This window comes from Dyadobacter sp. CY327 (genome assembly GCF_021390415.1).
Classification (GTDB): Bacteria; Bacteroidota; Bacteroidia; order Cytophagales; family Spirosomataceae; genus Dyadobacter; species Dyadobacter chenhuakuii.
Genome location: NZ_JAJUXJ010000007.1, coordinates 442,875 through 458,619 on the forward strand (window position 1 = coordinate 442,875; position 15,745 = coordinate 458,619).

Genomic DNA, 15,745 nt, shown 5'->3' on the forward strand with positions numbered 1-15,745 from the left:
TCCATATATGCCTCATAAAGAGTGTATATGCGCAGTCATTTTCACCTGAGATATACAATGTGAAGTGGACAAGCCAGAGCAGAAATTCGGGAGAATCCATGCCCTGTGGCGGCGGTGACATCGGGCTGAATGTGTGGGTTGAAAATGGGGATGTACTGTTTTATTTATCACGAAGCGGGGTATTTGACGAGAATAATATTTTCCCAAAATTAGGGCGCGTGCGGGTTCGTATATCTCCGAATCCGTTCAAAAATGGGTCCGAATTCAGGCAAGAGTTGAAATTGCAGGAAGGATATATTGAGATCGCCGGCAAGTCTGGAAATCAGGAAGTTACTTTAAAAGTTTGGGTTGATGTTTTTAATCCGGTTGTGCATGTAGATGTGTCTGGTAACAAGCCTGTTAACGTGAGCGCCTGGTATGAAAGCTGGCGGACAGAGGACCGCGAAGTGCAGGCGCGGGAAAAGAATGCGAGTTCTTTCAAATGGCTGAAAGACAAAGTGATCGCCTCAAAGGATATTGTCCATACACATCAAAACGGGATTCTTTTTTACCATCAAAATAAAGATTCAACCTTGTTCGATCTGGCAGTGAAACAGCAGCAGCTCGAACCTTTGAAACCGGCGTTATGGAATCCACTGAAAGGGATGGTTTATGGCGGCTGGATGCAGGGTGAAAATATGGTTCCCGACCTTGACAAAGGGAAATTGAAGGCAGTTTCCGGAAATTATGTCAATGCTCCGTTTCAGGGATTTGGTCTGAGAAGCAAAGCCGCAGCCCGAACGCATCAACTGAATGTATTCCTTCATATTGACAACAACAGCCATGCCGAAAAGTGGAAAAGCGGCTTGGCGGTCGTTGTTTCAAAAGTCAAAAAAGAAGAACAAACAGCTCGGAAGAAAACGCTGGATTGGTGGAAAGCTTATTGGCAGCAAAGCCACATTGCAATTAATGTCAGCAAGCCGGATGCGGCTTCTCTAATTTGGCAAGTGGGGCGTAATTATCAGATTTTCAGATATATGCTGGGTTGCAATGCTTATGGCTCGTATCCCACAAAATTCAATGGCGGATTGTTCACATACGACCCCGTTTTTATCGATTCCACATTGAAATTCGGGCCGGATTACCGGAGCTGGGGCGGCGGGACATTCACGGCCCAGAACCAGCGGCTGGTTTATTGGCCGATGCTGAAAAGCGGCGATTTTGATATGATGTCATCACAATTTGATTTTTACCTGCGCACATTGGGCACTGCAGAAGCACGCACAAAACATTACTGGGGCCACAAGGGCGCCTCTTTTACGGAGCAAATTGAAAATTTCGGCTTGCCCAATTATGCAGAATACGGACAAAAACGCCCGAAGGATTTTGATCCGGGTTTGGAATACAATGCCTGGCTGGAATATCTCTGGGACACGTCGTTAGAATTTTGCCTGATGATGCTTGATATCGAGCGCTTTACGGGCTCCGACATTAGCAAATATCTTCCGCTGATCGAAAGCTGCACTGTCTTTTTCGACGAACATTATCAATATCTGGCTGAAAAACGCGGAGCGAAAAAGCTTAATCAAAACGGTCATCTCATCATTTTCCCAGGCTCGGCAGCGGAGACGTACAAAATGACTTATAACTCCGTAACAACCATTTCCGGCCTGAAAACAGTGCTTTCGCGCTTGCTTGCCCTGCCGGAAATATACGGAACACCGGATCAGCGAAAAGATTGGGAAAGCAGGCTAAGCAGGGTGCCGCCGTTAAGTTTTCGTCAAATGCAGGGATATCAGACCATTGCGCCGGCCCAAGCCTGGGAGCGGATCCAGAACACGGAGATCCCGCAGCTTTACCCTGTTTTCCCGTTCGGCATGTACGGCGTGGGCCTGCCCGACCTGGAAGTGGCGGTGAACACCTGGAAATATGACACCGAAGCCATCAAAAACAGGAACTATACGAGCTGGCACCAGGACAATATTTTTTGCGCAAGACTAGGGCTGACCGAGGAAGCCGCAGCGCTTACCATCAAGAAGTTACAAGATTCTGGCCGCCGGTTTCCGGCATTCTGGGGGCCGGGCCATGACTGGGTTCCCGACCACAATTGGGGCGGCTCGGGCATGATCGGCTTGCAGGAAATGCTGATGCAAACCGTCGGCGACTCGATCCACCTTTTCCCGGCCTGGCCGCAGGACTGGGATGTGCATTTCAAGCTTCATGCGCCTCATAACACAACGGTTGAGGGAGAACTGAAAAATGGAAAGGTCCATCATTTGAAAGTGATCCCGGAGGCACGGAAAAAGGACGTGGTGATGGCCGAATGGGCGAAATCATATTGAGCGCAGTAGAGCAGTTTAGTTTTTAATTTAAATGTTTACAAATGATTTTCAGGTTCTTACAACTTTCCAAAGCAACATTACTGGCCGGGTTTGTGATCAGTCTGTGTATGACTCCCAGCCATGCGCAGGATCTGAAACTTTGGTATAAACAACCTTCCAAGCAATGGGAAGACGCCCTTCCTGTTGGCAACGGAAGCCTGGCGGCGATGGTGTTTGGCGGTGTGGAAAATGAGCGGATCCAGTTCAACGAGGAGACATTGTGGACCGGCGAGCCGCGGAGTTATGCGCACAAAGGCGCAAGCCAGTATTTAGCTCAGATCCGGACATTGCTGAACGAGGGTAAGCAAAAAGAAGCGGAAGAACTTGCCAGTGAGCATTTTATGGGCGTTCCGCTGCGGCAGATGGCCTATCAGGCATTCGGCGATGTGCACATTGATTTTCCGGAGCATAGGAACGTGAGCGACTATCGCCGCGAGCTGGATCTCGAAAAAGGGATTGCGCAGGTCTACTATAAGAATGGTAATGTCGGTTTCAAAAGGGAAGTTTTTGCAAGTTATCCCGCTAAGGCCATTTACATAAAACTTACAGCCGATCAATCCGGAAAGCTAAATTTCGCCGTTCGCATGGACGCCATTCATGCGCAAAAAAACATAACCGGGCATGCCAATGAGCTGACACTGCAAGTGAAGGTTGAAAATGGTGTGCTTGAAGGCGTGGCGAAAATGAAGGTCGTTACCGATGGAAAAGTTAGTCATGAGAATGGTAAAATTAACGTTGAAAATGCCACGGCAGCAATATTAATACTTTCAGCAGCAACGAACTATGTGGATTATCAGAATGTAAACGGCAATGCTGCTGCGAAATCTGCCGCTATCCTCAAAAATGCACCACCTTTTGATAAAGCCTTGAAAGAGCACATTGCAGATCATCAGCGGCTTTTCGGTCGTTTTGCATTGCATCTTCCTGTGAAAGCCAATTCCGCATTGCCCACAGACGAGCGGCTTGTCAAATTCAAGGATAACCCGGATGATCCGGCTTTTTTGGCCTTATATGTGCAGTACGCGCGCTATTTGCTTATTGCGAGCAGTCGGCCCGGTACGCATGCGGCGAACTTGCAGGGAAAGTGGAACCACCAGCTGAAACCTTCCTGGGACAGCAAATACACGGTGAACATTAATACGGAAATGAATTACTGGCCGGTTGAAATGGGCAATCTGCCGGAGTGTCATCGGCCGCTTTTCGCGATGATAGCCGATCTGTCCAAAACCGGCGCAGCGGTGGCAAAGGAACATTACAATGCAAATGGCTGGCTGGTGCATCACAACACCGACGTCTGGCGCGGCGCAGCACCCATAAATGCTTCCAACCACGGAATCTGGGTTACAGGCGGTGCGTGGCTGAGCCTGCATTTGTGGGAACACTATCGTTTTACACAGGACAAAACTTTTCTCGAAAAAACAGCTTATCCGCTCATGAAGGGCGCAGCGGCGTTTTTTGTTGACTTTTTGGTCAAAGACCCTAAGACCGGCATGCTGATCAGCTCGCCTTCCAATTCCCCTGAAAACGGGGGCCTGGTAGCCGGACCGACGATGGACCACCAAATTATCAGGGCCTTGTTCAAAGCTTGCATTGAAAGTGCGGATGTGCTGAAAACAGATCAGGATTTTGCAGCCAAATTAGAGAAACTTTCCTCACAAATTGCTCCGAATCAGGTAGGTAAGGCAGGTCAGTTGCAAGAGTGGATGACGGATATTGATGATACAACGAGCCATCACCGGCACGTTTCGCATCTGTGGGGCGTGTATCCGGGCGAGGAAATCACGCCTGAAAAAACGCCTGAGCTCATTCAGGCCGCAAAGAAATCGCTCGGTTTCCGCGGCGATGACGGAACTGGGTGGAGCCTTGCCTGGAAAATCAATTACTGGGCGAGATTCCTGGATGGCGAGCACGCTTACACGATGATCCGAAAGCTTTTCAACCCCATCATGGATGCGTCCGTTAAAAAGGGCGGGGGAGGTTCCTATCCCAACCTTTTCGACGCTCATCCACCGTTCCAGATCGATGGGAATTTTGGCGGAGCAGCGGGCATCCTGGAATTACTGGCGCAGAGCCATCTTGGAGAACTGCACTTATTGCCGGCTCTTCCCAAAGCATTACCCGAGGGAAAAGTGTCCGGCTTGGTGGCAAGAGGTGCATTTGAAATTACGATGGAATGGAAAAACGGTCAGTTACAGCGTGTTGACGTCCTTTCGAAGGCGGGTAACCCTTGCCATGTCCGCTATGGATCCAAGCGTGTGACATTTGATACGGTGAAAGGGAAACATTATAAATTGAATGCGGATCTTCAATTACAGTAAACCTGCCCCATATTTAGCTTTACTTCCGAATGTTTTTTATTTATTTCCTTTCTGAATTTTGAATAATATGAACGGCCCATTTATACTGGCGATTGACCAAGGCACGAGCAGTACCAAAACACTCGTTTTTGATAAAATGGGCGCTGCTGTCGCACGCGGTGTGGAAGCTCTTCATACGCATTATCTGGATGGCGGGCTTGTAGAGCAGGATCCTGAGGAGATTTATCAAAATGTGCTTCTATCGGTTCGCAAGTGCCTCGCCGATTTTGAGCAAAAGGGGGGAATCATTTCTGAGATAACGGCCTGCGGGATTTCGAATCAGCGCGAGACATTCGTGTTGTGGGATGAGAATGGAAAACCTTTGTGCCCTGCCGTGGTTTGGCAATGTAAAAGATCGGTTGCTGTTTGTGAAAAACTTAAAACGTCCGGCCTGGAAGGTGAGATCCGGGAGAAAACCGGACTGCTGATCGATCCTTATTTCTCGGGCTCAAAAGTGATTTGGCTCAATGAGCACAATGCAGCCGTAAAAGCCACTATCGAAGCTGGAAAGGCATTTTTCGGGACAGTCGACACTTGGTTGCTTTACAAATTAACGAGCGGTGCCGCCTATCTCACCGATCATACCAATGCCTCGCGGACCTTATTCTTCAATCTTAAAACATTGGATTGGGACCGCGACTTGCTTGGCAAATTTGATCTGCAAAACCTGCAACTTCCTGATATTCAAGCGTCATCTTCATTCTTTGGCGCAACCGATTTTGAAGGATTATTACAGACCAAAATCAATGTCACCGGTATGATCGGCGACTCACATGCCGCTGCTTTTGGGGAAGGATGTTTCGCGCCGGGCGTGGCGAAAGCAACATTGGGAACGGGTTCTTCCATCCTGATGAATATTGGAAAAGAGCCAAAATCTTCCAAAAATGGCATGGTAACGACTATTGGGTGGAGTACAGGCGATCACGTAGAATATGCACTGGAAGGCGTTATCGTCACGTGCGGTGCGACGGTTTTATGGTTGAAAAATAATCTTGGCATGTTTGGCGACATTGCAGATACGCAGGAAATGGCAAATTCGGTCCGGGATAACAATGGCGTATATCTGGTTCCGGCATTCAGCGGACTAGGCGCGCCGCACTGGGATATGAGCCGCAAAGCTTCCATCACCGGGCTGACTTTTGACTGTAATAAAAATCACGTGGTAAGGGCTGCCCTGGAATCTATTCCCTATCAAATCAAGGATGTAATTACGGCTATGGAGTCGGATACGGGCATTTTGTTGCAGGAATTGAAAGTTGATGGCGGCCTCACCGCCAACACATTCGTCGTTCAGTTCCTGGCGGATCTGCTGGAAAAGCCGGTGGTGAATCTTGGCTTTCCGGAGGTTTCAGCCTTGGGCGCGGCTTATCTGGCTGGCCTGCAAGCTGGTGTATATAAGGACATTGCTTTTCTCAAAAATTTGAACACCAACCATACAATGCTGCTTCCCTCGCCTGACAATGCGATCGCACGGGCTGGCTATAAAGGTTGGCAGGAAGCGATTGGTTGATTATTATCAGCATTTTATCAATCGATGAAGCCTGTGTGCAACACACGGGCTTTTATTTTTCTTCTATTTTTCCAGACAATATTTCGATTGCACACCCTTTTGAGAGCCGAAATGTGTGATAGGGACGGTTTTAAACAATTTTTTATCGAAATAAGACATAAATATTAGCGAATTGTTTTTTGTATGTGAAAATGTTCCTATTTTTCGTAAAAAATAGAATAAAAAAGAAAGTAAAAGAAAAATCACATATGAAGAGAATCTTACCGATCATTCTGGCATTGATACTGGCTGTGCCGGTGGTGAATGCGCAGAATCTCGCTGTAAAAGGCAGCGTGACAGGCGTTAATGACACGGACCCGTTACCGGGTGTGAGTGTTGTGATCAAGGGGACGCAGCGGGGAACGACAACGGGCGCGGATGGAAAATTCCAGATCGAAGTGCCGAGTCAGGAAACAGTGCTGGTTTTCAGTTTCGTTGGTTACCAGTCTGTTGAAGAGACAGTTGGAAGCCGCACGGAGATTTCGGTAAAGCTGAATTCAGAAAGCAAATCATTGGAAGAAATGGTGGTGGTCGGTTATGGATCGCAAAGCAAGCGCGCTGTTACCGGGGCAGTGATTTCAATTAACTATGATAAATTCAAAGACCGCTCTTTCAGCAATGTGACGCAGTCGCTTGCCGGAACCTTGCCCGGGGTTAACATTTCCCAATCGCAAGGCGCGCCAGGCGCTTCGCCGGTGATCAAGATCCGTGGGGTCAGCTCCATTACAGCCGGCACAAACCCGCTGATCGTTGTGGACGGCGTTCCGCTTGAAAACTTCAATCTGAACCTCATTAACCCGCAGGACATCGAGTCGATCGAGGTTTTGAAAGATGCTTCTTCGGCCGCGATTTATGGTTCGAGAGGTTCCAGCGGGGTGATTTTGGTTACGACCAAAATGGGCAAGCCCGGAAAAGTAAGCGTTAGCGCCAACGTGGAGTACGGATCGCAAAAAGTAGTCCGTCGCGTGAAAATGATGGACGCACAGCAATACATTGAAACCTATAAAGATGCAAAAAACAATGCGTGGATAGCGCAGGGCGGGAAGGCCAGCGACCCGAACAGTTTGCGTCCCGCAACATTAAAAATACCGGAAGACTTTACAAATAATCCGCAGCAATTCGGAAAAGGCACCAACTGGCAGGATGTCATGTTCCGCACAGCGCCGTCGTATAATGCGCAGGTGACGATTTCCGGCGGCACGGAAAAAACGCAATACATGTTTTCGGCCGCTTACCTGGATCAAACGGCAGTTTTAGATGCGAACTATTACAAACGCCTGTCCGTAAGATCCAATGTTAAAACGCAGATCAACAAGCGGTTAAGTGTCGGACTCAATCTGGGTATCACCTCTATTTTTGACCGCACGGAAGGCACGCAGGGGAAAAGCGATGTCATCAGTCTGGGTTTACAAAGCAACCCGCATTTTCCGGTTTACAATGAAAATGGCAACCTGGGGTTCCGTGATCCCAATTCAGCCTGGTTCCGGTTCACCTCATTCGGTGACATGAATTTATGGCATCCTTACTCACTTACAAGGGAAGTGGATAAGTCCAGAAAGTCGTTCAATACGCTGGCAACGGGCTTTCTGGAATATGAGATCGTGGATAATCTGAGATTCAGGACGAGCCTTAGCGGTAACCTTTACAACTCTCGCAATGCATTTTATTGGAATGATAAACAAAAATACGGTTACTCGGCGGTGCTGGCAGCGCAAGGCAATGCAGGAGACGCTTATATGTTCAACTGGCTGAGCGAAAACACGTTAACCTATGAGAAAAAGATCGGAGAGCATGCATTAACGGGACTTCTGGGTTATACAAGCCAGAAACAGCGTGACGAGACCATGTATGTGGCTGCCAATAATTTCCCTAATGACCTGGTTCACACGCTCAATGCGGGAACGGTCACAGCCGGGAACACCACGGCGAGCGAATGGTCGTTGCTTTCGTATCTCGCGCGGGTGCAATACAATTTTAAGAACAAATATTTCCTGACAGGTGCGATCCGTCGCGATGGTATGTCGCGTTTTGGAGAAGATAATAAATGGGGTTACTTTCCTTCTGTATCAGCAGGTTGGCTCATTTCTGACGAGAGCTTTTTATCAGGCGTGAATGCGATCAACAGTCTGAAACTCCGCGCCAGCTACGGCGTGACCGGCAACAATCAGATCCCTAATTACGGATCGATCAGCTTGCTGGCATCGGCTCCTTATGTGAACGGCACAACGATTGCGAATGGCTTGAAAGTGAGTAACCTGGCTAACTCCGGACTGCGCTGGGAAAAGACAAACCAGTTCAATGTGGGCGTCGACCTGGCCATTTTTAATAACCGGGTAAACCTATCGGCAGAATATTACAATTCGATCACCCGTGATATGCTCCTTTTCGTGCCTGTTCCCGACATTACCGGCTTTTCTTCCCAGCTCACAAACATTGGCAAGATGCGCAACCGGGGTGTTGAACTAAACATTTCCACCAAAAACCTGGCAGGTCCCGTTACCTGGACAACCGATTTCAACGTGTCCAGAAACCGCAATAAAGTGCTGCAACTGGGCCCGGGCAATGCGCCGATCCAGTATGTGGATAATGTGGTGACCGTCCGCACGGAAGTAGGGCAGCCTGTTTCGAATTTTTACGGATATGTTTTTGATGGTGTTTTCAACAACCAGGGCGAAATTGATGCTTACCCGCACCACGCCAGCACCACACCGGGCGACCCAAGGGTGCGCGACGTGAACGGAGATGGGAAAATCTCAGATGCGGACCGGACGATATTGGGCAACTACCAGCCCGATTTCACGGCCGGGATCACCAATACGGTTGGTTATAAGGGTTTTGAGCTTTCATTTTTGTTTCAGGGATCGTTTGGCGGAGAGATTGCCAACAACAATGTGCGCTATCTGGGCACTTGGGATAATGGCCGTAATTTCTTTGAAAGCATGTACAATTACTGGCGTTCGGAAGCCCAGCCTGGCGATGGCAAACATTTCAAGCCGTCGGTAAATTATCTGGGTCTTCAAAAGCAATTCTCGTCCTACTGGGTGGAAGATGCATCTTTCGTGCGGTTGCGAAATGTGCGGGTTTCCTATTCATTGCCTGCCAAATGGACCAACAAGCTCAAAATCGGCAGTGCCAGGGTTTACGTGAATGCCGAAAACGTGCATTTATTCAGCAAATACACAGGTTATGACCCCGAAAATACAACTTACGGAACGACGTCATATAGCAGCAGCATGGAAACAGCAGGCTCGTACAGCAGCGGAAATGCGCCTGTTCCGGGAGCATTCCAGGGCGTAGATTACGGATCTTATCCATTGCCAAGAACCATTACAGTAGGCATCAAAGCTGATTTCTAATGCAGCATAGCATCAGAAACTAACGAATCAATTCGCGGCTGCTGTTGCGGCGCATTCGTGGCAAACCCAAAACATTAGAAACAAAAATGAAAAATATATTAAAAATAGCGCTGGCCGCCAGCATATTGGCCACCACGTGGGGATGCAAAGACTCCTTCCTGGAACTTGCACCGATCTCAAACCCGAACGCCGAGATCTTCTATAAAACCAGAACCGATTTTGACCTCGCTACCAATGCGGCTTATAACACTTTGGTAACCGTTTATCATCCGCAGGGTCCGGTTTCCTACGCCGGTGAATTGATGGGCGACAATGTTACGATCTTTAACATTTCAGGCAACCAGGCCGACAAATGGCAGTTCCGGGATTATTCACTGGCTCCTGCGAACACAATGGTTTATCAGTTCTGGCAGGATTTCTACAAGTCGCTTTACAACATCAACATTATCCTGGACAAGATTGCCACGGCCGATATTGACGCCGCTTACAAGTCGCAGGTGCAAGGTGAGATGCTGTTCCTGCGTTCGCTATACTATTTCAATATGGTGCGGATCTGGGGTGATGTGCCGCTGGTAACCAAGCCGGTAACTGCTGCGGAAGCTTACAACATTTTGCGTTCTCCATCGACAGAAATTTATGCGCAGATCATCAAAGACCTGAACGAAGCCAAAGCAAAATTACCCGCCACTTCCAGCATTGTGGGCAGGGCAACCAAGGGCGCTGCGCAAACGCTTTTAGGCAAAATATACCTCACAGCCGGTGATAAGGCCAACGCGGCGAAAGAGCTGAAAGAGGTTTACGACAGCAAACAATATGAGCTGTTGCCTTCCTATGCTTCGCTTTGGGACGTGAAAAATAAGAATACGAAAGAATCCATCTTCGAAATCCAGTTCCTGGGAGGCAGCGCGACGAACCCTTACAGCAATTACTATCTTGAATTCTTCCCGAATTCGATCGCACTGGGCTTTTACGGAGCGGGCATGAACCAGGTCGTTGACGACATCTGGAACGAATATGAAAAAGGCGATTCCCGCAGGGAAGCCAGCATTGATACCGGTTTTGTGGATGCCAAAGGTGCTTTTACGGCTGCGAAATTTCCCAAAAAATGGACAGATAAAACGGCACCGCTTATCAATCAGAACATTGCAGCCAACAACAACTTTATCGTGCTGCGTTATGCGGATGTCCTGTTGATGCTGACAGAAGCAACCGGGGAAGTTTTCTATCTCAATGAAGTTCGCAAAAGGGCAGCATTACCGCTTTACGGAACAGCGGGTTATCCTGCCAAATACAACACCGTGGCGCTGGCACTGGAACACGAGCGCAGAATGGAGCTTGCTTTTGAATTTCACAGATGGTTTGATTTAAAGAGAACAAACCGTGCGATTCCGGTCCTGACCGCCAAAGGAAAGAATGTTTCCGAACCCAAATTACTATTGCCGATCCCGAACATTGTCCGCGATCAGAACTCTAGAATAACACAGAATGCCGGATATTAAACTGAAAATAACAACATTGGTGGCAGTCCTGTGCGTGCAGCTTTCGCACGCGCAGGACACGGTCCGTTATACTGGTAAAACTTTGGTGAATATAGATTATCACCATGGCGCGCTTACGCCGGCGATCGGCGTCCATTCCTACCAGACATTACGGGTTAACCGCGAAGATCCGGGCAAGGATACGGCTATAACCTGGACTTATAATCATGCACCCAATCTCGTTTATTGGAACAATAAATTTTATCTCAATTACCTGAGCAATCCTGTGGGTGAGCACATTCCGCCGGGGCAAACATTACTTCAGACTTCAAAAGATGGCCGCATCTGGACGAAACCGGTTACGCTCTTTCCGCCCTATAAAATTCCCGACGGGACAAAGAAAAAGACGCATCCCGGAACGGCAAAAGACCTTTATGCAGTCATGCACCAGCGCATGGGTTTTTATGTTTCCAAAAGCAAAAAATTGCTGACGCTTGCCTATTATGGCATTGCCCTGGATGCCAAAGATGATCCCAATGATGGAAATGGGATTGGCCGGGTGGTGCGGGAAATCAAGCAGGATGGCGGTTTCGGGCCTATTTACTTCATCCGGCCTAATGCTTCCTGGAACCAAAAATCGGGTTATCCGCTGTATACGGAAAGCAAGGATAAGGACTTTGTCAAAGCATGCGAAGAGTTGCTGGCTAATAAGCTTGCAACGCAGCAATGGGTAGAGGAAGCCGACCGCGATGATCCCTTGATCTCATTGAAAGGAGAATATAAAGCGCTTAGTGCCTATCATTTGCCAGATGGCAGGGTGGTGGGCCTTTGGAAAAATGCCTTAACCAGCATAAGCAAAGACAATGGCGCCACTTGGCTGTACAAGCCCAGGCGTGCGCCAGGATTCGTCAATAGTAATGCTAAAATATGGGGGCAAAAAACTTCCGACGGCAAATATGCAACGGTTTACAATCCATCCGAATTCCGCTGGCCGCTCGCCATTTCGGTAAGTGATGATGGACTGAATTATAAAAATCTGCTCCTGGTAAATGGCGAGATAACGTCCATGCGTTATGGCGGCAATTACAAGTCTTACGGCCCGCAATATCCGCGCGGCATCAGTGAGGGTGAAGGCGGCCCATCGAACGGGATTCCTCCGGATGGAAAGCTTTGGGTCAGTTATAGTATGAACAAAGAAGACATCTGGGTCTCATCCGTGCCTGTGCCTGTAAGGTCCGTGGCCGAGAAACACGCAACAGACCGCTTTAATGAGCTGCCAAACGGAAAGGAACTTTCGGAATGGAACATTTACAGTCCCCTTTGGGCCGCTGTCGGCATTGAAAAAGGTGCAGATAATACCAAATTTCTGTCTTTAAAGGACTCAGATCCATTTGATTATGCAAAAGCTGAACGCGTAATACCGGCTACTAAACAGCTGATTGCTGAAATTGCTGTTGAGCCAAAACAAAATGACCACGGTTTGCTGGATATTGAGTTCCAGGATGCAAAAGGCACACCCGGGATCAGACTTTCCTTCGATTCGACGGGTAATTTCAGGACGAAAGCAGGTTATAGGAACAAAAATCTGATGACCTATAAGCCGGGTGAAAAATACGAGATCACGGTAAGGCTCAACACGGAAACGCGGCTTTACAGCGTGACTGTCAATGGCAAAAATCTAGGCAATAACATTCTTTTTGCCCCGCTGGAATCCGTGAGTCGCATCACATTCCGGACCGGAAACACCAGACGATTCCCTAATGCCGACACGCCCACAGATCAAATGTACGACCTTCCCAATGCAGGCGGAAAAGACCGGGAAGCGGCTTATAACGTCCGATATGTAACGAGCAAGTCAGAATAACTTCTCAACGAACGAGATATGAATTTAAATAAGAGAATAATCACTACGATTTCCGCATTTTTCCTTGCACAAATGCTTTACGCACAGGATAATGCATTGGTAAACACGTCAAAAAGCTCCTTCGCCAAACTCCACGGCACCGACCTGAACGCCGTGCAATGGACACAAGGATTCTGGGCCGATCGCTTCAAAGTTTGCCGCGAAACGATGGTCCCCGAACTTTGGAAAACCTACACCGATCCGACTATCAGCCATTCTTTCCGCAACTTCGAAATTGCGGCCGGCTTGGAAAAAGGGAACTTCAAAGGGCCTTCTTTTCATGATGGTGACTTTTACAAGACATTTGAAGCCGTCGCGAGCATGTATGCGGCTACTAAGGACAAAAAGCTGGATGAAATGATGGACAAGGCCATCGCCGTTATGGCCAAGGCCCAGCGTGAGGATGGCTATATTTATACCAAAGCGATTATAGATCAAAAGAAGAACGGCGAAGCCCAAATGTTCGCCGACAGGCTCAGTTTTGAAGCCTACAATTTTGGCCACCTGATGACCGCCGCCTGCGTACATTACCGCGCAACCGGAAAAACGTCGTTGCTGAATGTTGCTAAAAAAGCAGCCGATTTTTTGATTGGTTTTTACAACACGGCCACGCCCGAGCAATCCAGAAATGCCATTTGCCCGTCACATTACATGGGTTTATCGGAGCTTTACCGCACCACGCGAGATGAAAAATACCTAACATTGGTCAAGCATCTGATCTCCATCAAAGGCGCAACCGAAGGCACCGATGACAACCAGGACCGGATCCCGTTTTTGAAACAAACCAAAGTCATGGGTCACGCCGTGCGCGCCAATTACCTGTATGCAGGCGTAGCAGATGTGTATGCCGAGACAGGTGACGCCGCGCTGCTGAACCAGCTTCACGTCATGTGGGACGATGTTACCCAGCATAAAATGTATGTTACCGGCGCCTGTGGCTCGCTTTACGACGGCGTCTCCCCGGACGGAACTTCCTATAAGCCCGACGAGGTTCAAAAAGTGCATCAGGCTTACGGCCGGGATTACCAGCTTCCCAACTACACCGCCCACAACGAAACCTGCGCCAACATTGGCAATGTGCTCTGGAACTGGCGGATGCTGCAAATCACGGGCGATGCAAAATACGCGGACATTGTAGAGCTCGCCTTATACAACAGTGTGTTGTCAGGCATTAATTTGAAAGGGGATAAATTTTTGTATACCAATCCATTAAGCTATTCTGACTCACTTCCTTTTGCGCAACGCTGGTCGAAGGATCGGGTGAGTTATATCTCAAAATCCAATTGCTGCCCGCCTAACGTTGTGCGCACCGTTTCAGAAGTGAGCCAGTATGCTTACAGCCTGTCGGATGCAGGTGTGTTTTTTAATCTGTATGGAGGCAATCATCTGGATACAAAGCTCAAATCGGGTGCATTAAAGCTGACCCAGACCACGGATTATCCCTGGGACGGAAAGGTGAATATAACTTTGCAAGCAGCACCCAAAGACCCGTTTACCATGTTTTTCCGCATTCCCGGCTGGTGCAGCGATGCGAAGATATTGGTAAACGGAAAAGCGCATAACAGCAGGCTGGTTTCAGGAACTTACGCAGAAATCAAGGGCAATTGGAAAACAGGCGACAAGATCGAAATAATGCTTCCTATGCCTGTAAAACTGATCGAATCAAACTCATTGGTGGAGGAAACACGCAACCAGATCGCCGTGAAGCGCGGCCCGGTTGTGTATTGCCTGGAATCGGTGGATTTGCCCAAAGGAAGAACCATTTTCGACGTGGCCATCAGTGTAAAAAATAATTTAAAACCGACACCATTAACCATTGAAAACAGCCCGGTTATGGGCCTGCAAGGCGATGCGATGCTGGTGGATAACACGGATTGGACCAGAAAACTATACCGGGAAGTTTCCACAGAAACGCCAAAAACAATCCCCGTCCGCCTGGTCCCATATTACGCCTGGGGCAACCGCGGGCACAATGATATGTCGGTCTGGCTGCCGCTGGCGCGGTAAAAGCAGCTAGGCATTATCCAGCAGAAAGCCCGGGTCAACGCCCAGTTTTTGGTATACGGCTTTCAAAAAAGGAACGTCCGGCTCGCGCTTTCCATTCAGGATCTGGGAAAGCTTAGGCTTCCCCAGCCCTAACATATCCGCCAGCGCCGCCTGTGTCAATTTCAGCTGAAAGCGCTTTAATTCAACCATTTCAGGGATGGTTTTGGGAATAGGGAAAGGGTAATAAGTTTTTTCAAATGCTTGAATTGCCAGCGCAAGCGACTCAATCATTTCGGCTTCCTGATCAGAGATATGGTCTTCACCTTTTTTCATCAGAACATCAAGATCATGCAAAGCATGCTGATATTCAAGCTCGGTTTTTAATTTTTTCATAACGCTTATAATGTTGAGATATCTATGTGATCATATTGTTTGTGTGTGCCAACAAACCGGATAAATAATGTCCGTTTCTTAAAAAATATCCTTGCTACCAACCGGCAATTGTTACCAGCAATGTTGAACACAAAAAGCCCATTTCCAACTGAATCAACCGAGTTAAATGTCTTTTTGATATCGCTAAAATTTGACCAATCGCAGGCGGCCGTTTCTTTATACCACTTTTCCAGAGCCTGCTGCCAAGCCGGATTCTTGATGCAAAATTCCCTGATAGCCTTGTGCGAAACAATTACCAAAACGCCAAAATTAAATATTCCCAAAATTATAATATTGTTTTCGAAATAAAAACATTGTTTCAAA

At 48.1% G+C, this 15,745-nt stretch carries 9 protein-coding genes; 7 read left to right on the top strand and 2 right to left on the bottom strand.

All coding sequences use genetic code 11. The features are described 5' to 3' along the window. Positions 1 to 59: 59 nt before the first annotated feature. From LZG74_RS18145 to LZG74_RS18175, 7 genes are all read left to right on the top strand, one after another. Positions 60 to 2,321 carry a DUF5703 domain-containing protein gene (locus LZG74_RS18145; protein WP_233797946.1) on the top strand — a complete coding sequence of 754 codons (2,262 nt, stop codon included), beginning with the start codon at positions 60 to 62 and terminating at the stop codon, positions 2,319 to 2,321. Positions 2,322 to 2,362: 41 nt separating this feature from the next. Continuing rightward, entirely contained in the window at positions 2,363 to 4,678 is a 2,316-nt protein-coding gene (locus tag LZG74_RS18150) for a glycosyl hydrolase family 95 catalytic domain-containing protein (RefSeq protein ID WP_233797947.1), read from the top strand. A 67-nt stretch (positions 4,679 to 4,745) separates the two neighbouring features. Beyond that, positions 4,746 to 6,227 carry a glycerol kinase GlpK gene (locus LZG74_RS18155; RefSeq protein ID WP_233797948.1) on the top strand — a complete coding sequence of 494 codons (1,482 nt, stop codon included), beginning with the start codon at positions 4,746 to 4,748 and terminating at the stop codon, positions 6,225 to 6,227. A 248-nt stretch (positions 6,228 to 6,475) separates the two neighbouring features. Next, positions 6,476 to 9,622 (top strand): TonB-dependent receptor, encoded by a 3,147-nt coding sequence (locus tag LZG74_RS18160; RefSeq protein ID WP_233797949.1) that lies wholly within the window; start codon positions 6,476 to 6,478, stop codon positions 9,620 to 9,622. A gap of 86 nt (positions 9,623 to 9,708) precedes the next feature. Continuing rightward, positions 9,709 to 11,121 (top strand): RagB/SusD family nutrient uptake outer membrane protein, encoded by a 1,413-nt coding sequence (locus LZG74_RS18165; protein ID WP_233797950.1) that lies wholly within the window; start codon positions 9,709 to 9,711, stop codon positions 11,119 to 11,121. Further along, positions 11,108 to 12,964, top strand: coding sequence for an exo-alpha-sialidase (locus LZG74_RS18170; RefSeq protein ID WP_233797951.1), 1,857 nt, complete (start codon positions 11,108 to 11,110; stop codon positions 12,962 to 12,964). Before LZG74_RS18165 ends, LZG74_RS18170 begins: the two co-directional genes overlap by 14 nt. A gap of 18 nt (positions 12,965 to 12,982) precedes the next feature. Then, complete coding sequence (locus tag LZG74_RS18175; protein ID WP_233797952.1) at positions 12,983 to 15,010, top strand: glycoside hydrolase family 127 protein; 2,028 nt, start codon at positions 12,983 to 12,985, stop codon at positions 15,008 to 15,010. Positions 15,011 to 15,016: 6 nt separating this feature from the next. Here LZG74_RS18175 and LZG74_RS18180 read toward each other — a convergent pair whose 3' ends face one another. Then, on the bottom strand, positions 15,017 to 15,382 hold the full coding sequence (locus LZG74_RS18180; protein WP_233797953.1) for a type II toxin-antitoxin system HigA family antitoxin: 366 nt from the start codon (positions 15,380 to 15,382) through the stop codon (positions 15,017 to 15,019). Positions 15,383 to 15,387: 5 nt separating this feature from the next. After that, on the bottom strand, positions 15,388 to 15,744 hold the full coding sequence (locus tag LZG74_RS18185; protein ID WP_310589345.1) for a type II toxin-antitoxin system HigB family toxin: 357 nt from the start codon (positions 15,742 to 15,744) through the stop codon (positions 15,388 to 15,390). Position 15,745: the final 1 nt, after the last annotated feature.